Below are 542 nucleotides of genomic sequence, written 5' to 3'. Positions count from 1 at the left end.
CCCCGTCGAAGCGACGGCGATATTGTTGACGCCCAAATCCACACCGAGGACTTTTCTGTGCTTGGAGTCGGATTCAGGTTCGTCATCTGCTTCGACCTTCCGCATCGAGGCGTGCAAGTACCAGTCTCCGTCGCGGTGCTGCAAGTGCGCCATCCTGAACTCAAAGTCCTCGTCGGAGACGTACTTCGTCGGGGGGTTCTCCGAGTTGTCGGGGAGGATGTAGTCGCACTCGATTCTGCCGTCTACGGTCGAAAGGGAAACGTGGTCGCGGTGGAACGTCGCACTCCGCTTGTCGTACACCGCGCTGTCCGCTGAGAAGTGGGGTCGCGATGTGTTCTCTCCACGCTTGAGGCGTTCGACTCCACTTTTGACTGCTTCAACAGCCCGACGAATGCCTTTCTGGACGAGGTTGGCGGTGAGGTCGGTTTCGTCGCGGAGTTGGTCGTACAGAGCGCGTTCGGCTTTGGCTTTGGATGTGACGTGGTATCCGTCGTCGTCACCAGAAACGCGAGATGTTTCTGGTTGGCAGCCAGATTCCTCTA

Annotated in this window: 1 pseudogene; it reads right to left on the bottom strand. The window is 58.1% G+C overall.

What is annotated here, in order from left to right:
* Positions 1–542, bottom strand: a pseudogene (locus DEQ92_RS21695) (RNA-guided endonuclease TnpB family protein); the annotation flags it as partial.

It is taken from the genome of Haloferax sp. Atlit-6N, assembly GCF_003383195.1.
GTDB lineage: Archaea > Halobacteriota > Halobacteria > Halobacteriales > Haloferacaceae > Haloferax > Haloferax gibbonsii.
Note: the sequence above shows the minus strand (reverse complement) of the source record. Positions and strands in the feature narration are given on the sequence as shown.